18 protein-coding genes are annotated in these 21,504 nt (G+C 41.2%); 11 read left to right on the top strand and 7 right to left on the bottom strand.

What is annotated here, in order from left to right:
* Positions 1 to 5: 5 nt before the first annotated feature.
* Together KOLE_RS04300 and KOLE_RS04295 are read left to right on the top strand one after the other, a co-directional pair.
* On the top strand, positions 6 to 365 hold the full coding sequence (locus tag KOLE_RS04300) for a hypothetical protein (RefSeq protein WP_015868224.1): 360 nt from the start codon (positions 6 to 8) through the stop codon (positions 363 to 365).
* A 4-nt stretch (positions 366 to 369) separates the two neighbouring features.
* Positions 370 to 1,296, top strand: coding sequence for a 1-phosphofructokinase family hexose kinase (locus KOLE_RS04295; RefSeq protein ID WP_015868223.1), 927 nt, complete (start codon positions 370 to 372; stop codon positions 1,294 to 1,296).
* Between the two features lie 571 nt (positions 1,297 to 1,867).
* Here the strand turns inward: KOLE_RS04295 and KOLE_RS04290 are convergent.
* The 3 genes from KOLE_RS04290 to KOLE_RS04280 all read right to left on the bottom strand — a co-directional run bounded on the left by KOLE_RS04290 (position 1,868) and on the right by KOLE_RS04280 (position 4,957).
* Complete coding sequence (locus tag KOLE_RS04290) at positions 1,868 to 2,350, bottom strand: GNAT family N-acetyltransferase (protein ID WP_015868222.1); 483 nt, start codon at positions 2,348 to 2,350, stop codon at positions 1,868 to 1,870.
* Positions 2,350 to 3,204, bottom strand: coding sequence for a damage-control phosphatase ARMT1 family protein (locus KOLE_RS04285; RefSeq protein ID WP_015868221.1), 855 nt, complete (start codon positions 3,202 to 3,204; stop codon positions 2,350 to 2,352). The genes KOLE_RS04290 and KOLE_RS04285 overlap by 1 nt, the downstream gene beginning before the upstream one ends.
* Before the next feature lie 445 nt (positions 3,205 to 3,649).
* Complete coding sequence (locus KOLE_RS04280; RefSeq protein ID WP_148207988.1) at positions 3,650 to 4,957, bottom strand: DNA recombination protein RmuC; 1,308 nt, start codon at positions 4,955 to 4,957, stop codon at positions 3,650 to 3,652.
* Between the two features lie 254 nt (positions 4,958 to 5,211).
* On the opposite strand from KOLE_RS04280, the gene KOLE_RS04275 reads away from it, so the two are divergent.
* Positions 5,212 to 6,867 (top strand): phosphoenolpyruvate carboxykinase (ATP), encoded by a 1,656-nt coding sequence (locus tag KOLE_RS04275; protein WP_015868219.1) that lies wholly within the window; start codon positions 5,212 to 5,214, stop codon positions 6,865 to 6,867.
* A 47-nt stretch (positions 6,868 to 6,914) separates the two neighbouring features.
* Here KOLE_RS04275 and rbr read toward each other — a convergent pair whose 3' ends face one another.
* The 4 genes from rbr to KOLE_RS04255 all read right to left on the bottom strand — a co-directional run bounded on the left by rbr (position 6,915) and on the right by KOLE_RS04255 (position 11,552).
* Complete coding sequence (gene rbr / locus KOLE_RS04270; RefSeq protein ID WP_015868218.1) at positions 6,915 to 7,505, bottom strand: rubrerythrin; 591 nt, start codon at positions 7,503 to 7,505, stop codon at positions 6,915 to 6,917.
* A 36-nt stretch (positions 7,506 to 7,541) separates the two neighbouring features.
* On the bottom strand, positions 7,542 to 9,029 hold the full coding sequence (locus KOLE_RS11095; RefSeq protein ID WP_015868217.1) for an HD domain-containing phosphohydrolase: 1,488 nt from the start codon (positions 9,027 to 9,029) through the stop codon (positions 7,542 to 7,544).
* A 25-nt stretch (positions 9,030 to 9,054) separates the two neighbouring features.
* Entirely contained in the window at positions 9,055 to 10,002 is a 948-nt protein-coding gene (locus tag KOLE_RS04260; RefSeq protein WP_015868216.1) for a cation diffusion facilitator family transporter, read from the bottom strand.
* A gap of 116 nt (positions 10,003 to 10,118) precedes the next feature.
* A complete protein-coding gene (locus tag KOLE_RS04255; RefSeq protein ID WP_015868215.1) occupies positions 10,119 to 11,552 on the bottom strand; it encodes an alpha-amylase family glycosyl hydrolase in 1,434 nt (477 codons plus the stop codon).
* A 112-nt stretch (positions 11,553 to 11,664) separates the two neighbouring features.
* On the opposite strand from KOLE_RS04255, the gene KOLE_RS04250 reads away from it, so the two are divergent.
* From KOLE_RS04250 to KOLE_RS04215, 8 genes are all read left to right on the top strand, one after another.
* Positions 11,665 to 12,720: a type IV pilus twitching motility protein PilT gene (locus tag KOLE_RS04250; protein ID WP_015868214.1), complete on the top strand. Its 1,056-nt coding sequence runs from the start codon at positions 11,665 to 11,667 to the stop codon at positions 12,718 to 12,720.
* A complete protein-coding gene (prfA, locus tag KOLE_RS04245; protein ID WP_015868213.1) occupies positions 12,717 to 13,802 on the top strand; it encodes a peptide chain release factor 1 in 1,086 nt (361 codons plus the stop codon). The genes KOLE_RS04250 and prfA overlap by 4 nt, the downstream gene beginning before the upstream one ends.
* 362 nt (positions 13,803 to 14,164) lie before the next feature.
* A complete protein-coding gene (locus KOLE_RS04240) occupies positions 14,165 to 15,022 on the top strand; it encodes a DUF6544 family protein (RefSeq protein ID WP_015868212.1) in 858 nt (285 codons plus the stop codon).
* Between the two features lie 96 nt (positions 15,023 to 15,118).
* Positions 15,119 to 16,138, top strand: coding sequence for a DUF5700 domain-containing putative Zn-dependent protease (locus tag KOLE_RS04235; protein ID WP_015868211.1), 1,020 nt, complete (start codon positions 15,119 to 15,121; stop codon positions 16,136 to 16,138).
* Between the two features lie 76 nt (positions 16,139 to 16,214).
* Positions 16,215 to 16,901, top strand: a complete 687-nt coding sequence (locus KOLE_RS04230) for a response regulator transcription factor (protein WP_420170098.1) — start codon at positions 16,215 to 16,217, stop codon at positions 16,899 to 16,901.
* The gene (locus tag KOLE_RS04225; protein ID WP_015868209.1) at positions 16,901 to 18,157 is read left to right on the top strand and encodes a sensor histidine kinase; all 1,257 of its coding nucleotides are present in this window, start codon (positions 16,901 to 16,903) and stop codon (positions 18,155 to 18,157) included. Before KOLE_RS04230 ends, KOLE_RS04225 begins: the two co-directional genes overlap by 1 nt.
* 72 nt (positions 18,158 to 18,229) lie before the next feature.
* On the top strand, positions 18,230 to 18,925 hold the full coding sequence (locus KOLE_RS04220; RefSeq protein ID WP_015868208.1) for an ABC transporter ATP-binding protein: 696 nt from the start codon (positions 18,230 to 18,232) through the stop codon (positions 18,923 to 18,925).
* Positions 18,926 to 18,934: 9 nt separating this feature from the next.
* Entirely contained in the window at positions 18,935 to 21,427 is a 2,493-nt protein-coding gene (locus KOLE_RS04215) for an ABC transporter permease (RefSeq protein WP_015868207.1), read from the top strand.
* Positions 21,428 to 21,504: the final 77 nt, after the last annotated feature.

The following is a 21,504-nucleotide window of genomic DNA, read 5'->3' as shown; positions in this document are numbered from 1 at the left end:
AAATAATGGGAGAAAAGAAGTTCTTTTCTCATGTTAAAGAATTAAAAGAGATCGAAAGTGAATACAGGGAAAAGCTCATGGAAGCGAAAAACCCACCTCAGGTTGTCGATGTTTTTATAGATACCACTTTTAAGCTATTAAAGAAAATCGTGCCTGATCTTGATCTGCGGCATATCGAACACATTAGCTTTGCACCGGAAGAAGAAATACCTTTCCATTTCGATAAACCTTTAAGAGAGATGCTTGAGAGCTATTTCGATAACAGTGATTTGGAGCAGATAATAGCCAAGCTTGCCGAGACTGCGAAACATAGATATATGCAAATCCTGCACGATGAAGACAGAACGGATATGTTCAGGAGATGACAGGATGATTTTCACTTTAACACTAAATCCATGTCTGGATAGATACCTTTACATCGATGATTTAATAGAAGACGATACTGTTCGTGTTAAAAAAGTTAGTGATTATCCTGCTGGTAAAGGAATCGATGTTTCGCGCGTTATAAATGAACTCGGAGGCCATTCAGTCGCTATTGCATTACTCGGTGGGCATACGGGACAAATCATACAAAAAATGCTCAATGAAGAGGGTGTCGTTTACGCTTCGGTTTTCACCCACAAAGAAACGAGGGTCAACACCATACTTCAAAAGGGCAACACACAGTACCGTATGAGCCTCCCGGGACCGGAAGTATCCGATGAAGAAGAAAGGAAGATTATAAAGACTATCGATACCTTACTCAGGCAAGGAGATTTTTTGATACTCTCCGGAAGCCTCGCGAAAGGAATAAAAAGTTCTATTTACCTGGAAATTTGCAAATTTGCTAAAAAAAGAGGCGCAAAAGTATACCTCGATTCAGACGGGAAACCCTTAATGCTGGGGATAAAATGCCCACCAGACGGGATTAAGCCCAATCTTCATGAATTCTCGCGCCTTTATGGAAAAGTACCTGAAAGTCACGAAGAACTGAAAGACGCGCTAATAGAGGTAAGCAAGAAGTACGGGATAAACGAGATTCTGCTGACATTGGGAAAAGACGGAGCTCTTTGTTACGTCGATAATTCACTCTATCGTGTTAGCGTTCCTGAAGTTCCGGTTAAAAGTGCAGTTGGTGCTGGCGATAGTTTCCTTGCCGCTTACTGTATGTACAGAGAAGCAGGAAAACCTATCGAAGAAGCTCTCAGGGTGGCGGGCGCGGCCAGCAGTGCTACAGTAATAACACCCGGTACAGAACTTTGCCATAAAAAAGATGTCGAAAAACTTATGAAAGATGTACAGGTAGAGCGACTTTGATGATTGAGACAAAGAACGAGAGCGGGTGCTGGAGACTGGAGAAAGCTGCTTTGCAGCGGCACGAATCTCTTCGAGATTGTCACGACCGGCTTCGCCAGTGATACGAACTCCTTCGGAGTTGACATTACTTAAAATAAGAAACAGTTGCCAAAATTGCTCATTCCAGACTTAATCCGTAATCCGAATTTATTGTAGGGGCACAGCATGCTGTGCCCTTTACTCAGCGGCGTAGCCGCTCCAAGCATCAATCAGCGAAACTGATTCCAAGCATCAATCGCAACAGCGATTCCAAGCGTCATTGCCAAAGGCAATTCCAGCATCTGCGCATGCTTTCCGCGCTTCAGTACGAGATCCTGAATCGAGTTCAGGATGACAAGTTGGCTTTTGTAAAATCAGTTTTATCAGTTTTTTCAACTGCAAAGCAGTTCGGAACAACCACGCAGTGGTTCGAAACAACTCTGAAAGAGTTCGCAACAACCGCTTGCGGTTCGTGTCGCTTCACTAACTGGCAGTGTCTGCAAGCGTCCGGAGCGTAGCTCTGCACTTTAGCTGTGAAGCGGCTCAAAGCATCTCAACCTTCAAATTCTCGCCTTAAAATTCCATAGCGAAGAATATCCCAGTACTTACCGTCAACGTATCTCGCTTCCCTTAATCTTCCCTCGAGTTTGAACCCGAGGCTTTCCATGAGTCTTATAGAAGGCTCATTGAATTCCATAACTTCCGCTTCGAGGCGGTAAAGATTGAAAGTACCGAAAGCAAGTTCCATAATCTTCTTTAAGGCACGTTTCCCATAACCCTTTCCCTGGTACTCCGGGACGATGAATATACTTATCTCCGCCTTCCGATTGAACCAGCGTATCGTTTTCAACGAGACTTCACCGATTACTTTACCTTCGGACTCTATCCTGAAGCTCATCTGAGAGGGCATAGCAAAAGGGTACATCCTCGTTTCCGACATATGCTTCAGTATCCTCGCATCTTCCTGGAGTTTCTTTAGTTCGGGATCGTCTGCTGTTGTAGAGCGCAAAATGAGCTCACCATCATGAATAAGCACTATCGCTTGCCCCCTTTCAAAGCGATAAAGCTCCCCTTTTCAACTCCGATATAACCGCTGACCACATCACATTTTGCCATTAACAAGAAATAGATCTCCCTGTCCAGATCACTTAAACTCTCAAAATTTCCCTGGCCTTTAGAGATAACGACATCAGAACTGTAAAGAATATCTTTGAACTTCGGAGTAATTCTGTCTAGAAGCGTGCCCGGAGCATTGGTACCACTTTCTATAACAGTTGCGACCTCTTCGATACCTATGAGCCTCGCTTCCCTGATAGTTACATCATTGAGAACAGGGGCACTTCTTACAGCGAAGTACTTAACAGGGATATCAAGCAATTCAAGAAAAAGTTTATCCAGAACAGCTTCTCCACAATTATCCCCTATTACCAGGATACTCTTTGCCTTTTCCAGATCTGCCAAAAGTTTGTCGAGGTCATTGACCGCAAACCCCGTTTTAATGGATTCCTTAAGGGTTCTCATAACATTTATTTCATGCCCCGGCGCAAAATCTATGATGTTACCGGCAACAGAAAATCTCAAAGCAGTTTCGATAGGATTTGAAGATTTCAAAACTTCAGCTTTCAAATCATCATACAGAGAAAGTAGCAACTCATTAGCTGAATCCTTCATTTCGCGGTACAGATCAACTTCTCCAAAAAGCTCGGAGATAACGCACCTTATCTCGTGCCCCATATGAACAGGAGTCAGATCAAAACTATCGAGACTTAAGAGCCTCTCCATGAATCTCTTAACCGCTTTCTGCTGCGCCTCAGGGCTCACATTAGCTTTTTTCAGGATACGGATCAACGAACTCATATTACACGGAATACATTCGATAGAACTCCTCAATACTATCTCCTCCTGTCCTGTACTGACATAATTCTATCACCATAACAGTTACAGGGAAACGCATGTAAAAAAAACGAGGCCGCTCCGCGGCTGAAGTGCGGAGCTACGCTCCGGACGCTTGCAGAGGCTGACACTCACAAGGTTGAGGCTTGCAACGCTGTCAGCTGGTGAAGTGACGTTTGGCAAAGCTATCATCCTTAACTTGATTCAGGATCTACAGCTCTTAACTTCCCGGATCTCGAGTTATAAGCATGTTGTGCCCCTACAATAGCGACTCTCGGATCACGGTTATCGTTTTAAGTATCAATTTTTTCAACTGCAAAGCAGTTTATAACAACCACGAAGTGGTTCGAAACAACTCCGCAGGAGTTCGTGTCAATCCCGAAGGGATTCGTATCCGCCGCGCAGCGGCTATCTCGGACTCTCGGTTCTCGAATCTCAGAGCCTATTCCTCTTCGCTTAATTCTGGGGCGTTTATTGGTCTGGGGTCAACCTCCAGCGGCTGAATGTCGGGTTCTTCTCCTTCTATCTCTGAATACTCTTTGAATTTTCTTGCTCTTGGGAGTAGTCGGGTTTCCAGTGAACCGACGGCTGTGTTGTAAGCCTGTACCAGTGACTTCAATCTCTTTCCGACTGTGTCGACATCGTTCAGAAATTTACTGAGCCTTTTGTACAATTCTTTGCCTTCTTCTGCTATTTTCTTGGCATTCTCCGTGAGCTGGAATTGTTGCCAACCGTAAGCGACTGATTTCAACAAAGCCAGGAGAGTTATTGGTGTGGTTATGAGAACCTTTCTTTTAACTGCGTCTTCTAGAAGAGTGGGATCCATTTCAAAAGCGGCACTCACCGCTGCTTCTAAAGGAACAAACATGATTACGAAATCTGGTGATTGCTGGAATTGTTCCCAATAAGCTTTGGAACCGAGATTTGTAATGGTTTTTCTCAGGTTTTTGATGTGTTCGTTGAGTTTTTTCTTCTTTTCCTCATCGCTCTGGCATTCCATTGCTTCCAGATAAGCGTTTAACGGTGCCTTTGCATCTACGGGAATAACGCCACCGTTGGGTAATTTTATTATCATGTCGGGTCTTCCGGCCTCGGTAACTTCCTGTTCCTCGAAATCTATGTGAGCAGTCATTCCCGCAAGTTCAACGATTCTCTTAAGCTGGAATTCTCCCCAGCGTCCCCGTGCGGTGGTGGATTTCAGAGAAGAGGTTAATTTTGTAATACCTGTCTGCAGTTCATTGTGTACCCGCGACAGTTCTTCAAGGCGTTTTTCAAGACCGCCATAGGCCTTTTCACGCTTGCTTTCAATCTCTCTGATGTTGTTTTGAAGAGTATCTAGGTTATTTTTCAGAGGGTCAAGGAGTTTTTCAAGTTCGGTTTTTTGATTGTCTATAAGGCCTTTAAGTTTGTCGTTTGCTTGATTCAGGAAGCTCTCAGTATTTTTCAACGCGACATCGCTTGCGAGAGCTTTAAAGTTCTTTTCGAGTTCTTCCTTTGCTTTTTCAAGCCAGCTCAGTTTATCATCGAGTGATTCTATGTCTTTCTCGTATTTTGCTTTCTCGATCTTTAGATGTTCGTTTTCGGCTCTCAGGGAGTCTATTTCTTTCAACAGATTTTGATTCTCTTCACGGTAGTGTTCGAATTTCGATTTTTCCTCGATGTTTTTTTTCAGTTCTTTGTACAATTTTAAAGCCGAGATAGCCATTATGATTGTAACCACAAGCGCTACCAGTGTGATAATCCAACTCAACAAGGAGATCACCAACTTTCATCTGTTTGATCTAATTCATTTTAGCATTTTGTAAGCAACACATGTATATTAATTACTCCCGCATACTCAAACAAACCTTCGCAATGTTTTACATTACAAATATAGAAGGCCTTAATTCTTATTTGTGGCATTAATTCAGCATTTTTAACCTTTAAGTACTTTTCAAATGTGTGTTATTCTCTTTGTGCTAAAAGGTAAATTAATCTTGGCGTATTCTGGTGGGGGGATCAATAATGGCAACTATTTCCGGGGTAAAAAGGGAAGATGTAAGAAAGGAAAACCCACTTTTTTCGAGGTTTAGAGTCACGATAGAAACACCTTTTTATGGAAACAATGTTGTTAATGTTACTTCTCTGAAAGAAGCGTACAAACTTGCAAAAAACTCACCCGGAACTATTGTTACAGATTTAGAGATTTTTGAACCGGAGAAACTTGGGCTTGACCCAGGGTCTAAGGTTCTTCTCTTCAATGATGGAGCGGTTTACGGAAGAGCCGCTGCTGCCAGAAGAATACTGGGTCAGAAAGGTGTGAATCCTGACAAGTATGCCTCTTTGCTGAGAGAGGCTGTGTACAACACGAGATATCGCAACCTATATCATGCGCAGGCTTTTGTTGGTCTTCATGAGGATTTCATCGTAAGAGCTCATATATTGATTCCTGAAGGGTATGAGAACCTTTTGTATAACTGGCTTCTGAATTTTCAGCCTGTGACCGAAACCTATATTGAGATGTACAGGCGTTCAAGAATCTTCGAAAATGAGGGCGATATCTTTGTGTTTTCTGATCCGGATTGGTCTGACCCTGAGCACCCTCTGGGATTGTCTTTCTTCGATACAGAGCATAACTGCGCTGCCTTACTCGGAATGCGCTATTTTGGGGAGTTCAAAAAGGGAACGTTGACGCTCGCCTGGAGCATTGCCAGCCGAAATGGGTACGTAGCATGCCATGGCGGGCAAAAGCGGTACAACCTTCCTGACGGCAGGAAGTTCGTTGTTGGTGTTTTCGGGCTCTCTGGTTCCGGGAAATCCACCATCACCCATGCACATCACGGTGATAAATACGACGTTACCATTTTGCATGATGACGCCTTCATAATATCCCTTGAGGACGGTTCTTCGGTGGCTCTTGAGCCGTCTTATTTCGATAAGACAGCCGACTATCCTTTAACATCTCCAGACAACAAATACCTTCTCAGTGTTCAGAATGTAGGTGCGACCCTCGATGATAAGGGAAAGGTGGTTATTGTAACTGAAGATATCCGGAATGGTAACGGTAGGGCGATAAAGTCGCGTTTATGGTCTCCGAACAGAGTGGATAAGTTTGATGAACCCGTCAGCGCGATCATCTGGCTCATGAAAGATAATAGTCTGCCTCCCGTACTTAAGGTGACCAACCCGATCCTGGCATCTGCGATGGGAGCGACTCTCGCAACAAAGAGAACCTCCGCCGAAAGACTCCCCCCTGGCGTTGATATGAATGCGCTTGTATTTGAACCGTATGCGAATCCTTTCAGAACATATCCGCTTTCTCATGATTACTATGGTTTTAAGGAACTTTTTGAATCGCGAAATGTTGCGTGTTACATATTCAATACCGGTTATTTCCTCGATAAGAAGGTTACAAAGGAGCTTACACTCTCACTATTAGAAAGCATAATTGAAGGAAGCGCAAAGTTTAAAAAATGGGGAAAATTCAGTGATTTTGAAATACTCGAAGTTGAAGGGTTTATACCTGATTTCAGTGATGAAGATTATAAAGATTTGCTGGAGAAAAGGATAAAGGACAGAATTAACTTCGTGATTTCGAAAGAAAGCGAGAGAGGCGGTTTTGATAAGTTACCTCCAGAGGTTCTGGAAAGTCTGGAAAAGCTCATTGTGGAGCTTGAATAAAAAGGGGGATTATCCATCCCCCTTTTTATTTCCAGCTATTTCAATTTTCAATAGTTTTCGACAAAAAGTTCAAAGTAGCTTCTCGCATGTTGGCAGGCGGGGCACTTTTCCGGTGCTTCTTCAGCTTCAAGAACATAACCGCAGTTTCTACATTTCCAGAGAACTTTTTTGTTTTTTTTGAACACTTTTCCTTCCTCTACGTTTTTTGCCAGCTTTAGATATCTTGCTTCGTGCCTTTCTTCCACTTTTGCGACTTGTCTGAATGTATTGGCGATATCTTTGAACCCTTCTTCTTCAGCGATGTCGGCAAACTTTGGGTAGAGTTTTGTCCACTCCTCGTTTTCGCCAGTAGCTGACGCCTTTAGGTTTTCAAGAGTGCTACGCAACTCAACCGGGTAATCGGCATCTACATGGATAGTAACGGGAAGCTCATCGACGTTTTTAACAATATGTTTGTAAAAGAGTTCTGCGTGTTCTTTCTCGTTATCCGCCGTTTCCTGAAAAATCGCCGCTATCTGTTCGTATCCTTCTTTTTTGGCGATGGAGGCAAAATAGGTGTACCTCATTCTTGCTTGAGATTCTCCAGCAAAAGCTTTCATAAGGTTTTCAAGTGTTCTGGTACCGTCAAGTTTTCCCACAAAAATTCCCCCTTTACTAAATATGTAATAACGTTGTCAATACTGTTCAAGCATTCTTTCAAACAATGCTTCTATTTCGCTTTCTACCTTCATAAACGCTTCAACGATTTCTGGATCAAAATGCGTTCCTTCCTCATTTTTTATTATCTCAAGGGTTTCAGGATGTGTTTTCGCTTTTCGGTAAGGTCTATCAACCCTTAAAGCGCTGTAAGTATCTGCAATGGCAATGATTCTTGCTTCTAAAGGGATTTCTTCTCTAATTAAAGAACATGGATAACCACTTCCATCATACCACTCGTGGTGGTTTAGGGCGATGCTTTCGGCCATCTTTAAGAGAAGGTTTTGAGGGCAGTTTTCTTCGCGGAGCTTGCGCAAGAATTCAGCACCGGCAATAGTATGTTTTTTCAGCAGCTGCCATTCGTTTGGGTTTAGTTTGACTGGTTTTCTCAGTATATTCTCCGGGATTTTCTGGAACCCAATATCGTGAAGCTTTGAAGCAAGCCGGATGTTGGCAAGAAAGGCTGAGTCTATATTATATCCCGTCTCTTTAAGTTGGAAAGCTATAATCGCCGAGCATTCGGATATCAGTTCGAGATGTAAATCTGCCTGTTCCAGAACATTTTCAGCTTGAATTGCGAGGCTATTAACAAGAGCATTCTTAAGCTGAGCATTTTCGCGCTTGAGTTTTTCCTGTTGTTCTTTATTTACACAAATACCGGTGACGAAATAATCGTTACCCAGTTTAAAAGGGACTTCTATCAGTTGGTAAGCTTTAGGAATTCCAGAAGTCTCTGTTATCCATTCTTTTGTGATAGTTTTTTTCTCCCTGAGTGCTTGCTCAAATATTTCATAAAATATGTTTATGTCCTTGCCGGAAAGTATTTCAGCGGGTTTCTTTCCCTTCAACTCGTTTCTGGATTTTTTTAAGAGTTTCAGGAACCTGTTGTTGAAAAGTAGAAACTCTCCTGATTTATTCTGTAACCACATTGGGTGAGGACTCTGAGTAAATATGGTTTCAATCAAATCTTTTATACCCCCGATTCTTGAGAAGAGCAGCAGAGTGGAAAAAAACAGGCTTATATATTCAACGAACTGCGGATTAAACTCCACACTTTCTGAAAAATTATCCATCAAAATGTATATGAAGGCAAGTTTATTTTTTACGGTGTTTAGCGGCACAATGCAAAGTGTGCCCCCGGAATGTGTGAGCCATGGCATGAGTTTTTTCGCTTTTTCTATGGCCAACTTCTTCATTCCGTTATCGGTAAAAACAAGTTTCTGGAGTGCCTCGTTCTGGTAAGTTTGTAAGAGTTCTTTCGTATTATTGGAGGTTAAAATCTTTAACCCGTTTTCTTCTTCAAAAGCAATTGAAACCTCTATAACTTCAAGAAAATCAGTTGTTCTCTTAAGTGCTTCGGTTATAAGATCGTTGAAACTGTTTGGCATAACTTCGCAAAGTTCAATAAATAGTTGATGAAATTGCTGAATGAAATCACGGGTATTTTTACCTATTGTATCCGGCATTTGCAACACCCTCCATAAAAAGGCTTTATCCTTTAGTATGTCGGTCTTTTCTGGTTGTTTCAACGGATATACCGAAATTTTCAGATTCGATGTTCCCAAGAGGTTCGATATGAACATGTACATCATAAACGCTCTTCTCATTGTTCATTATAGCTTCTTCTATCTCTTTTGCGATTTCGTGGGCTTTTTGTACGGTAAGGTTTCCATCAACCTCAATATCCATATCTACGAGATATTTATGCCCCATTTTCCTGATTCTAACTTTGTGTGGATTTGAAGCGCCTTCAACTGTATTTACCGCTTCGAAGACTCTTTTGTAAATATTGTCGTTGCCAGGAATCCCATCCATCAGTTCTGTACTGCTCTGTAAGAATATTTCCACAGCGCTTTTTATAACAAAGGCGGAAACAATCAATCCCACTATTGTGTCCAGGATAGTTAACCCTGTCAACATAATAAGAAATATTCCACCAAAAACAGAAAGGGATATAAGTATATCACTTCTCATATTTACCGCATCAGCGATGAAAACGCTGCTGTTTATCTTCTTTCCAATATTGAGTTTGTATCTGTAAAGAAAATATTTTCCCAGAGCCGACATCAATGCGACTCCTAAAACGAGGCCAAGGTTATTTATTACAGGTGCTTCTAAAAACAACTTTTTAATCGAAGTAATGGCAAGTTCACCACCAGCAAAGAGAACAATCATAGCAATAATCTTCGCTGCTATCGCTTCAGCTCTTTCGTGGCCGTAAGGGTGTTCTCTATCTGGGGGTTTGCTTGCGATTCTAGTTGATGCGAGGGTAACCATGGATGTCATCACATCGATGGCAGAATCAAGACCATCAGCGAGGATAGCCATACTTCCCGTAAATAAGCCGGTAACAATCTTTCCGACAGAAAGAATGAGATTTCCTACGACTCCGACGATAGATCCTTTATTCGCGATTTTATCCCTGTTATTGTACTCCATATAATTGTTTCCTCCACAAACTTTTGAAATAGATGAACTCTTTTGAACTTTCACAAGTCAAAATTATAGAAACTTGCCCCCCTATTCCTTTTTTTACGGGCCAGCTGGCCCATTTTTTATTTATGGATGATGACCGCTGAGCTTAAAGGTCCCAATAAAAACTCTTCTCCATGTTTTAGATAACCATTAAGAAGTATAGGATCTTTATTTTTGTCTACTATTTTTTCGCCCATCGTGTAGTTATGAATAAACATTGCACTTTTTCCGTTACCTACCAATTCTATACTAACTAATCCATCTGAATTTTGCATCTCCAGTATCATTGCGTTTTCTATCCATGAATTTTGTTTTCGGAATTCAAATAATTTCTTGACTCTTTGATAGTATGAGTTATCGACGTTTTGCTGATATTCAAGAGATATTCCCTTGTACGGCAGATTTTTACCGCAAGCCTTCCATTCTGCCTGCAAAGGGCCGTACCCCGCTTCAAACCACTGGAAAGGTTCCAACTGTTCCTCGTTATAAAACTCTCTGTATTCACCTTCCATTCCCAGTTCTTCACCGTAATAAAGAAACGGTACACCAGGAAGGGAAACAAGCGTTGAAAGTGCTAACAGGGCTTTTTCCTTATTTCCATTCATATAGGTAACCAGCCTACTCATATCGTGATTGGTAAGAAAGATTCCGAAGTCGTAGTTCCTGTTTTCATCGAAATAGTTCGACATAGTATTTTTAACGCCTTCCACCAACCTCCAGGGCGATAATTCCGAAACAGATTCTTTTATCACATAGGACAAAGAGAAGTTAAATCCCATACCAAAAACGGAAGAGTACATATCGACAATCTCTTTAGAATCCCAAACCTCACCGATAAATATACTATGCGGGTTGATTTTTTTACAATAATCGATCATTTCTTTCCAGAAAGATATATTACGATCATGCTGATATTCACAGTATCCCTTTTCCATAGAAAAATCGAATATGTGCTTGGCTGCATCGAATCGAAAACCGTCAAATCCTATTGCGAGCCAGAAAGCAAGAACCCTCTTTATCTCTTCCCAGAGTGAGTGGCTTTCATAATTTAAGTCAGGACTGCCCGGGCCAAATAACGTGTATACCCATTTTCCTCCCAGCTTGCTCCAGACCGGTTGACCGTCCCAGGGGCGTCTGGCATTCAACCACTTTTCATTTCTTAACCACAGATACCAATCAACATAGGGTTTCTCACCAGCAAGGGCTCTTTGAAACCAGATGTGATTTGGAGATGTGTGATTTAGTGGTATATCCAGAAGAATCTTTATTTTTCTTTTGTGGGCTTCGTCGAGAAAAGTTTTCAGGTCTTTTATGTCACCATATGTAGGGTTTATATTGTAATAATCCGTAACGGTATATCCATGATAAGCAGGTGATGATGTTATTGGTAGAAGCCATATGCCATCAACACCTAATTCCGCTAAATAATCGAGCTTTTTTGTAGCTCCTTTCAAGTCGCCTATACCGTCACCGTTTCCATCAGCAAAGGAACGGAGATACAATTCGTAATACATCGCAGTATGGACCTCCTATAAACGCTTCTCATCCGATTTTAGCTTTTCATTAATACTTAACTGTTAAATCAATATGTTAAAATCCATAAGTCAGAAGGAGGTGGGGGATTCTATGCTTATCAATGAAATACTCGAAAAGGGTGAATTGTACAATGCTAGCGATATTCATATAACGACTGAAGAAAAATTGAAATATAGAGTAAATGGCGACCTCATTACCGATGAAACTCTTTTAATTGATCGTGAAAAAATGCTGGTTATACTTTCCGAATTAAAGGAACTAACGGGAATGGAGATGACCGATATTGATAAAAAAGAGATCGATTTCTCTTTTTCCTTCGGTCACTCGAGAGTCAGAGGCAACCTCTTTTATGCCAACAAACTTCCCGCAATAGCCCTCAGGCTTATTCCAAGAACAATTAAAACAATAGATGAATGGGGATACCCAGCACTGTTCAAGGAATTCTGTACACCCGATAAAGGGTTGATACTCGTAGCTGGGCCAACGGGTAGTGGTAAATCAACAACCCTTGCGGCAATGCTAGAATTTATAAACAGAACAAGAAGCGTCCATATCATAACAATTGAAGATCCCGTCGAATATGTCTTTGATCCTAAACACGCACTAATCCATCAACGAGAGCTTGGAGCGGATACAAATTCATTCGCCAATGGGTTGAAATACGCTTTGCGACAGGATCCAGACGTTATACTCGTTGGTGAGATGCGAGATCCAGAAACCATGGAACTTGCGATGACCGCAGCTGAAACGGGACATCTTGTGTTCTCAACCATCCATACAAACTCCGCGGCTACCACGCCTGAAAGGATCGTTGGAGTTTTTCCCCCGCACCAGCAGAACCAGATAGCTATGCAGTTAGCCAATACGCTTATAGCTGTAATATACCAGAGGTTACTTAAAAGAAAAGATAAAAAGGGACGTATTCCGATAATCGAGATTATGGTTGTAAACCAGGCTATAAGGAACCTGATAAGAGAAAAGAAATTCCATCAGATCGAGTCTATGATGCAAGCGGGTGCGAAACTAGGAATGATAACCTTCGATGATGCGCTTCTCAATGCTTACAAAAAAGGAATGATTGATTTAGAACAGGTCAAGAATTATGCCAGAGACCCAATTGCTATTTCCAGGAGGCTAATGCGATGAATCTGGAAAAACTGATCGAACTCTTTAAGAAACAGCTTGAAGAGGTTGAAGCAAAATTGTCAGACTCTTCTATTGTAGGAAATCCTTCGAAACTTATGGAACTAAGCAAACGCCATGCGGAACTCAAAGAGATTTCCAGAAGTTATGATCTTCTCGCTTCTAAAAAACAGGAGTTACAGGAATGGGAGGAGATCAAAGAACTCTTATCACCTGAAGAAAGAGAAGAAGCGGAGAAAAATATCGCTGAACTTCAAAAAGAAATTGAACAGATTGAACTCAACTTGAAATTTCTCCTGATTCCTGATGAACTTGGTGGCAAAGATATTATCGTAGAAATACGAGCCGGTACAGGTGGTGAAGAGGCAGCGTTGTTCGCAGGTGATTTGTTCAGAATGTACACGCGCTATGCCGAACGAAACAGCTGGAAAGTTGAAACCCTTGAAAGCAATGAAACTGATTTGGGAGGCTTTAAGGAAGTCACTTTTCAGATAAAGGGCAAAGATGTTTTTAGAAAGCTCAAGTACGAAAGCGGCGTTCATAGGGTTCAAAGAGTTCCTCAAACAGAGTCTGGTGGAAGAATTCATACTTCTACTGCAACGGTTGCGGTATTGCCTAAGGCTTCAGAAGTAGATGTTGCGATAGATCCTTCAGAACTCAGGATAGATACTTTCCGTTCTTCAGGAGCTGGAGGGCAACACGTTAACCGAACAGAATCGGCGGTAAGAATTGTTCATCTTCCAACGGGAATAACTGTAACTGTTCAAAGCGAACGTTCGCAGCACCAGAACAAAGCGAGAGCGATGGAGATATTGAGGGCAAGGCTTTATAGCTTGTACAGAAGTCAGCAGGAAAGCACACTTTCCCAACAAAGGCGTTCGCAAATCGGTACCGGAGAAAGAAGCGAGAAAATCAGAACGTATAATTTCCCTCAAAATCGGGTTACAGATCACAGGATTAATTACACAACCTACAGGCTTCAGGACATACTCGATGGTGATTTAGACGAATTGATTGCTAAATTGGCAGAAGCGGATATCAATATAAAATTGGAAAAACTTCTTGAGGAAATGACAACTGCGTGAGGATTAACAAACTCGAGATCCGAGAAGGCTGCTTCGCAACGGATACGAATCCTTCGGGATTGACACGAACTCCTGCGGAGTTATTTCGAACCACTTCGTGGTTGTTATAAACTACTTCGCTGTTGGTACGCGCCTGCAGCGGATTAAAACGTGTTCTACTCCGTCTCGAAGAGACGCATGGCCGTGACAAAGTCACGCATAGCTTGGGCGGAGCCCAGCGCAGCCGCTGCGAAGCAGCGCACAGCGTCTGCAAGCCTCCTGGACGCAGCCCTGCATTTCGGACAGCTATGCTAACCCTTTCAGATTCCCGGTTCTCGTTTTTTAAAGTACATGAACGGGTAGTGAAAAAAGGAGCTGATGACGTGGGCAAGGTAGTACTTGTCATACTTAGTATTTTGGCAACTATAATCCTCCTGATTATCACAGTAATATTTATAGCAAACTTGCTGTTCAACCAGAAAGTGGCAAGAGAAGTGAAAGAGTTATTTGCTGATAATTCAGAAGATAGCGATGGGATCATTCAAAAATCAGATTTAGAGAAGTTACCAATACCGGTCCAGAAATGGCTGAAATATTCACAGGTAGTTGAAAAAGAAAAAATCAGAGCAGTTCGCTTAAAACAAAAAGCGATAATGAGGTTGAAGGAAGAACAATCATGGATGCCGGTGGAAGCAGAGCAATATTTTACGATAGATGAACCCGGATTTATCTGGAAAGCCAGAATTAAAGCTGCTCCGTTATTTTATATTGTTGGAAGGGATAAGTATTATAAAGGCAAAGGAAATATGCTTATCAAGGTTCTTTCATTAATCCCGGTCGCGGATTCTAAAGGGAAAGAAATGGATCAGGGCACGTTGTTGCGGTATCTTGCTGAAATGGTATGGTTTCCAACAGCGGCTTTAAGCAGCTACATTACCTGGGAAGAAATCGATACGAACTCAGCAAAAACCACCATGAGTTACGGAGGGATAACAGCTTCTGGAGTATTTACCTTTAACGATAAGGGCGAAGTTATTAACTTTGTTGCTGAAAGATACAGGGAACATGATGGACAATACTCATTGGAAACATGGTCGGTTACTATGGGGAATTATGAAGAATTCGATGGCATAAAGATCCCTACTATGGGAGAAGTTACATGGAAACTTGAAACCGGGGATTTCACATGGTTTAAGTTTGAGGTTACCGAAATTGAATATAACAAACCGGTTGTTTATTAGGTACTCTCATTGAAATAACCGCTGTTTTTGTATCCCTTTACTTCATTGATATAATCTTACTGGATTTTTGTAAAAAAGGGGAAGGGGGTCACAAAAATGAAAGTTAGTTTCGATTTTGAGCCAATTGATTACATGATTGAGCTGTTCCATGATGTAAAAAAAGGCATTGCTGTTAACCCTCAAACAATTGACAAATTACTATCACACGATGCTATAAAACAAATGATAAAGCATTACAACAGACCAGATGGCTCAAACGCTAATATTATGCCTGAAGATCTCAAGCATGTGTTCCTCAACCTCGACAGGGAAAACCTCTCGAGTGAGAATGACTTTCTCATCGAGTTTCATAAGAACCTGAAAGACAAATTTGACAGATTGGACGAACTTGAATCCTTTCTCAAACAACTAAAGGAGAAGCAGGAAGAAATAACGAATTTTGCTCAGAAAAAACTGCAACGTTTTTTGCCTCAGGGGATAGATTTCGAGCCAAGGATTTTTATCATCTTCACTGGTTACAGCGGTGGGTATTTCGTGGGAAATGACATAACCCTCGATCTCGAACATATTTCAAAATCGCTGGACAAGGTAGCGAGCACGATTGCCCATGAGCTCCATCATATCGCTTTCAACGGTATTGTAGAAAACACACTACTTTCAGGACAACTTCCTGCAAACAAGAACATGCTTGCGGAACTGATCGCTGGTCTGGCAGGTGAAGGGATAGCTTACTATTGCGTGGGAGGAGATCCCGAAAAAGGGCTTATAGGGTTCGAAGATAACCCTGATTATCAAAGCGATCTAAAAAGATGGAAATCCTATTTTCAGGAAGTAAATGATGTGATGCTCAAATTACTTAATGATGAACTAACCACCGAGGAATTTTTTGGGTGGGCTTCGAAACATATGAGTAAAACCTTTGGAGCGATAAATATGGTAGGTATTAAGACAATCGAGGCCATTTATCGTGCCGGTGGAGACGGAGAAGTGCTGGGAGTAGTCGAAAATCCTGCAATCTACGTTAGAGTGTACAATAACGCTGCAACTTATCTCAACGAGAACAAAAAAACAGATTATCCCCTCTTCGACAGTCGTCTAGAAGAGGTTTTTGGTTAAAATTGGATTCCAGTTAAAAGCAATAAAAGAAGGCAGACACAGAAAATAGTGTCTGTCATCTTTTTAGTTGGGAGGAATGGCTTTGAAAAAAATATTGCTTGTAGAAGATGATGAGACACTTGCAATGGGAATCAAATATGCTCTAGAACAGGAAGCTTTTCTTGTGGAGGTTGCAACAGAACTCGAATCAGCAAGAAAGCGTATTGACGAAAAAGACTTCGATCTCATACTCCTGGATGTTATGTTGCCGAATGGGAACGGTTTTCAATTGTGCAAGGAAATAAGGACCTATTCGGATTTGCCCATTATTTTCCTCACCGCCAGGGATGAAGAGGTAAATATAGTCATGGGCCTCGAGCTGGGAGCTGATGACTATATAACTAAACCATTTAAGCTAAAAGAACTCGTTGCCAGAATCAGAGCAAATCTCAGAAGGATTGAAGGTAAAAAGACTGTTAACCGATACCTGATTTCAGGTCAGATACGTCTCGACATAGTGAATCAGAAACTCATGGTTGAAGATGCTGAACAGCACTTGACTCCGGTAGAATTTAGGCTTTTGTTTGCCCTTATGGATAACGCTGGACGAATTCTAACCAGAGATCAGCTTTTGGGATATGTCTGGAATACAGAAAGTGATTTTGTGGATGATAACACTCTTTCCGTTCATATCAGAAAACTCAGAGAAAAAATAGAAGACGATCCCTCAAAGCCAGAGCACATACTCACCGTAAGAGGACTCGGATATAGGTGGCGAGAATAATGGTACAGCTTTTAGATAACAGGGATTTCAGAAGAACACTCTGGTTAATTGTGGGTTGTGTAGTTTTTTTTGCTTTTATTGTTAGCTTCTTCTGCTTTTTTAGTTATAAGAGACTTTATGCTGGGGTAGAGAAAGAAAGGCTTGAGTTACTGGGAAGACTTACAGAAGAAATACCAGAAATAAAAGGAAAAGAAGATTTATTCTTTGAAAAAGGGTCAGAAAGGTACTATCAAAAGGGTTTATCCATAGCGATAAAATATGGTTATGCCAAAGGGAATTTTCTAGGTAATGCCGCATTCAATATCTCTTTCCTCCGATCTGTTCTGTTTTCTCTATGTGTTTTGGTATGTAGTGCATTTTTTATTTTAATCATATTTTCCGGGCAGCTTTCGAAAATTTATAAGACACTTCGTGAGTACTCACTTGGTGCCGATGCTGTGATGAATGAAGATTACGACTATTCCTTTGATTCTCTGGAGGAAGGAGATCTTGCTATTCTTGGTACGCAGCTTGATCAAATGGTAAGAAGGCTGAAATTGACAGTAGAAGCTTTAAATGCAGAAAAAGAAAAGCTAAGAATCTTCATTTCTCAGATGACGCATCAACTAAAGACGCCACTGGCTTCTATGAAGCTCATGATAGAACTTTCGCTTTCGGATAACATCGATCCGGAAAAGAAACGTGAGTTTTTAGAGAGAAGTCTTGCAGAACAAAACAAAATGGAGTGGCTCATACAAACCCTTCTGGATATATCCCGGTTGGAAATAGGGAAAGTAAAGCTTAACATGAAGGATATCGAACTTCCTGAACTCATAAAACAAACAGTACAGGTACTGGAGCCCAGGTGGAGGAAAAAGAATCACCAGATAATTTTTAGCTTACCCGAGTCTTTCAGGTTTCAATGTGACCCCAACTGGTTTGGCCAGGCTCTTGAAAACATCTTAAAAAACGCCATCGATTACACGCCAGAAAACGGGAGAATAGAAATCAAATTAGTTGAAAATGATGCATACATGAAACTTATCTTCAAGGACAATGGAATCGGTATAGAGCCTGAAGATTTGCCCTTCATTTTCGATAAATTCTATCGCGGAAGAAAAGCTTTAATTATAAATCGAAATGGAACGGGAATAGGATTAACACTCTCAAAGGCAATCATTGAGCGCCACGACGGAGAAATACGTATTAAATCTATTCCAGGCACCGGCTCAGAGTTCATTCTGGAATTTCCCCGAGATCACCTTAAGAAATCTTAATCTTTTACTTAAGCCAAACTGAAGGTACGCTCCTCAAAATATATGTACGAATGTCGAAGAGGAGGAATCGTTGTGCATATTCTAAAAACGATCAATCTTGAAAAGCGCTATGGTAAAGGGAATAATGAAGTAATTGCTCTGAAACCCACAAACCTTGTGATAGAAGAGGGGGAGTTTGTAGCAGTTGTAGGGCCGAGCGGTTCAGGAAAGAGCACTCTGCTGCACCTTCTTGCTGGTTTCGATAATCCAACAAAAGGAAGTGTTATTATCGATGGCAAGGATATCACAGAAATGTCAGAAAGAGAACTTTCTGTTTTCCGTCGGAGAAAGATCGGATTTGTTTTTCAATTTTATAATTTAATTCCGGTGTTAAACGCTCGTGAAAATGTAGAACTTCCCTTAATTTTAGACAGGAGGAAAATTGACAAGAGTTATATAGATGAACTTTTCATGCTTCTGGGGATTGCGGATAGGATGGACCACATGCCTTCTGAGCTTTCGGGAGGACAGCAACAAAGGGTTAGTATAGCCCGTGCACTCGCTGCCAAGCCTTCGATAATCTTCGCTGATGAGCCCACCGGGAATCTTGATAGCAAAAACAGTGAAGAGGTGATGGACCTTCTCAGATTAACACTCAAGAAGTATCACCAAACTATGGTGATGGTTACCCATGATCTCGGAATAGCTGAAACTGCCGATAGAATTATTCGAATTGAAGATGGGGCTATCTGTCAGGACATTAAGTCAAAACAAAAATCGTTCTTTTGAGGTGGGACAATGAGGAGCTATAAGGATTTAAGCAGAAAATATCTTAAAAGCCAGAAACGGCGAACTCGCTATACCATAATAGGGATTACGCTTGCTGTTGCCCTTATAACGGCTGTTTCAATATTAGGGATCAATATTCAGGCAGCTTCTAAAAGAAATATAGAAGATATGACCGGAAGTTATCACGCAGTTGTCAAAAATATTTCCGAGGATGAAATGAGGGTATTAAAGCACCATGCAAAGGTCGACAGTGTGGGGGTTGTATATGAGATAGGTTTTGTTGAAGGATTAAAAAGAGATACTCAGATAATGATTCAACACTGCAATACTGAAGCTTTAAACATGCTTGGAAAGGAACTTGTTGCGGGACGCTGGCCGGAGAACAGCGAAGAAATTGTGCTTGAAGAAACAGCACTAAAATTGTTGGGCGTTCAGCTCATCCCCGGTGAAACCATAGAAATAAAGATAAAAACCAAAGTAGTCACCCCGCAGGAATTAACAGGAAAATATCTGTTAGTAGGGATTGCGAAGGACGGTTTTACAACTCGTACAAACTTTGCATATGGATACATTGGACTTCCGCCTGAAATTATCGGTATTACACCAAACGCATATTTTAGGCTGAAGTCAGAATCCAATCTTGAAAGAGAGTGTAAAACTCTTGCTGAGTCTCTTGGCTTTGAAGATAGGCTGAAGCTGAATAGAGTACTTATCGAAAGCCTTAGAGATAAAGCTAAAACGAATTTTATTGTTATCGTTTTGGGATTCATGATAGCCATAGCAGCATCGGTATCGATCTACAACATAATAAATATTTCTGTACTTGAGAGAATAAGGGATTTCGGATTGCTTAGGGCTGCAGGGGCCACCGTTTCCCAGATCAGAAAGATAGTGTATCACGAAGCTGCAATACTGAGTTTGAAAGCTATTCCCTTAGGTTTGTTTCTTGGATTCGTTTTGGCCTCTCTGGTAATCTTTACAGGCACTCTTGGTTTGAACATAGAGATTAAAACAGTTGTCATCGAACCATGGATAATAGCTATGAGTGCATTGTTAGGGATAATTATGGTGTGGATTTCTGTTTTAGGTCCGGCCGTAAAGGCTGGCAAGATATCGCCAATAGAGGCTATACGTTTTTATTGGAAGCCAGATAAAATTTCCGAAAACAGTTTACTTACTCGTGTCTTTGGAACGCTGTTTGGTACCACCGGAAAATTAGCTTGTAGGAATCTATTGAGGAACAGAAGCAGAACGCTTATCACGATTATATCTATGATAATGTCGGTAACACTTTTTATCGTTTCCACCATTTTCTTTGCGAGTATGGATCTGGATAGACTGGTAGGGATGTACATGAGATCTGACTTCAGCCTTAGCAGCGGCTGGGGTGCCAGAAATGGTCCGGGTACGTCCCAGGTTGAATATATAGCTTCTATTGATGGAGTAAACAAAGTAGTAGCTGCCAGGCATTCAATAGTTCAGGCAATGTTTAAAAAAGAGGATGTTAACGACAGTTCGATAATCTCTAAATTCATGGATGGAGTTTTTGAGAGGCAAAGAGATCCAGAAACCGGTAAATATCCGGTTCAATCAGATTTACTGGGATACAATGCCCAGGGTCTCGAAGAATTGAATACTGAACTTATAAGCGGTTCTATAAGTGATAGAGATTTTGAGAGAGAGGACCTGGTAATAATCACCAGAAGAGATAGCGAAAGATTCAATCTGAAACCCGGAGATAAACTTCAACTGAGAATAAGATATCTCAACGAAGAAATGAAGCTGATAACCCTTGATTATGATTTCACTGTGGCAGCAGTGGTAGAAAGATTCTTGACAACTATGGATGTGAGATCACCCGGTTTGCAGCTGGTTACTTTGGATAAAAAGGTTTCGGAATATTTCAGAGTTCCCATCATGGGAGAAACTTCAGGAAATAAAGGTATCGATGTCTATAATTACGTGGATATCTTTTGTGATTCGAAAGCCGATCTGGAATTGATAAGAAATCAACTGGAGAGAATAGCGTTCCAATATTCTGGAACAACCCTGAACTCCTATGAAAAGGAGATCGAAAAACTGAAAAAATCAAAAAACGAACTCGCTATAATGATCTACGGAATAACAGCTGTGATTGCCTTTATAGCACTTTTCAGCGTTATTAACACTCTCAACAGCAATATCATTCTGCGAAGGCGGGAATTTGGGCTAATGCGGGCGGTGGGCGCCAGCAATAACCAATTGAAAAAGATGGTTGTTCTGGAAGGGGCTATCTTTGGAATAATAAGTGCTGCTTGGGGAACGTTGCTTGGAACGGGTCTTGCATATATCCTCTATCACCTGGCAAAGAAAGAATTAAGTTACTTGACCTGGTCTTTCCCGTTACTGGTGATTTTTGGAGCTATTGCTGCTAGCATTCTGATAGGGATTCTTGCTACCATAGCTCCTATAAAGAGACTTTCCAGGTTGAAAATAGTCGAGGCTATAAATACCATAGAGTAGAAAAAATAGCGACAGACTTTATTTTTATGTCTGTCGCTATTTTTTGAGCCTTCTATATCCTGGAGCCCAGACCCTAA

Source organism: Kosmotoga olearia TBF 19.5.1 (assembly GCF_000023325.1).
GTDB classification, from domain to species: domain Bacteria; phylum Thermotogota; class Thermotogae; order Petrotogales; family Kosmotogaceae; genus Kosmotoga; species Kosmotoga olearia.
This window is presented reverse-complemented; position numbering and strand designations above follow the sequence as displayed.

Coding starts and splice junctions, on each gene's coding strand:
- KOLE_RS04225 (WP_015868209.1), top strand. CDS start 16,901: ATGGTACAGCTTTTAGATAACAGGGATTTCAGAAGAACACTCTGGTTA.
- prfA (WP_015868213.1), top strand. CDS start 12,717: ATGAATCTGGAAAAACTGATCGAACTCTTTAAGAAACAGCTTGAAGAG.
- KOLE_RS04300 (WP_015868224.1), top strand. CDS start 6: ATGGGAGAAAAGAAGTTCTTTTCTCATGTTAAAGAATTAAAAGAGATC.
- KOLE_RS11095 (WP_015868217.1), bottom strand. CDS start 9,029: ATGCCGGATACAATAGGTAAAAATACCCGTGATTTCATTCAGCAATTT.
- KOLE_RS04275 (WP_015868219.1), top strand. CDS start 5,212: ATGGCAACTATTTCCGGGGTAAAAAGGGAAGATGTAAGAAAGGAAAAC.
- KOLE_RS04260 (WP_015868216.1), bottom strand. CDS start 10,002: ATGGAGTACAATAACAGGGATAAAATCGCGAATAAAGGATCTATCGTC.
- KOLE_RS04230 (WP_420170098.1), top strand. CDS start 16,215: ATGGCTTTGAAAAAAATATTGCTTGTAGAAGATGATGAGACACTTGCA.
- KOLE_RS04250 (WP_015868214.1), top strand. CDS start 11,665: ATGCTTATCAATGAAATACTCGAAAAGGGTGAATTGTACAATGCTAGC.
- KOLE_RS04235 (WP_015868211.1), top strand. CDS start 15,119: ATGAAAGTTAGTTTCGATTTTGAGCCAATTGATTACATGATTGAGCTG.
- KOLE_RS04215 (WP_015868207.1), top strand. CDS start 18,935: ATGAGGAGCTATAAGGATTTAAGCAGAAAATATCTTAAAAGCCAGAAA.
- KOLE_RS04295 (WP_015868223.1), top strand. CDS start 370: ATGATTTTCACTTTAACACTAAATCCATGTCTGGATAGATACCTTTAC.
- KOLE_RS04255 (WP_015868215.1), bottom strand. CDS start 11,552: ATGTATTACGAATTGTATCTCCGTTCCTTTGCTGATGGAAACGGTGAC.